The sequence below is a fragment of the Mesorhizobium sp. M7A.F.Ca.US.010.02.1.1 genome (assembly GCF_004023085.1).
In the GTDB taxonomy this organism is placed as follows: Bacteria; Pseudomonadota; Alphaproteobacteria; order Rhizobiales; family Rhizobiaceae; genus Mesorhizobium.
On the sequence record NZ_RZRV01000119.1, the window covers coordinates 1 to 582 of the forward strand.

The following is a 582-nucleotide window of genomic DNA, read 5'->3' on the forward strand; positions in this document are numbered from 1 at the left end:
ATGCCATTGCCGCCAAGCTCAAGCAATTGCTGGGTATCGGTTTCCACGAGACGGCGCGCGACGGTTCGGTGACGCTGGAACCGGTCTATTGCCTCGGCCTTTGCGCCTGCGCGCCATCGGCGATGCTGGACGGCGCGGTGATCGGCCGGCTCGATGACGAAAAGCTCGACGAGATCGTTGCCGAGGTGCGCTCGTGATCCCGCGCATCTACATTCCGGGAGACTCCGGCGCGCTGGCGCTGGGTGCGGAAAAGGTCGCCAAGGCGATTGAGAGAGAATTGGCCGATCGCGGAATTGAGGCCAAGATCGTGCGCAACGGTTCGCGCGGCGCCTATTTCCTCGAGCCGATGGTCGAAGTGGCAACAACAGACAAGGGCCGCGTCGCCTACGGGCCGGTAAAGCCGTCCGACGTCAAAGGACTGTTCGACAGCGGCTTCCTCACCGGCGGTCACCACAAGCGCTGGCTGGGCGCGCCCGACAAGATCCCGTTCCTGGCCAGGCAGACGCGCCTGACCTTCGCGCGTTGCGGCGTCATCAATCCGCTGTCGCTCGATCACTACAAGGCACATGGCGGGCTGAAGGG

1 protein-coding gene and 1 pseudogene are annotated in these 582 nt (G+C 64.3%); both read left to right on the plus strand.

What is annotated here, in order from left to right; all coding sequences use genetic code 11:
* On the plus strand, positions 1–197 hold a 197-nt coding region (locus EOA19_RS34995; protein ID WP_206638175.1), incomplete at its 5' end, for an NAD(P)H-dependent oxidoreductase subunit E.
* Positions 194–582, plus strand: a pseudogene (locus tag EOA19_RS35000) (formate dehydrogenase); the annotation flags it as partial. The gene EOA19_RS34995 and the pseudogene EOA19_RS35000, both read left to right, overlap by 4 nt.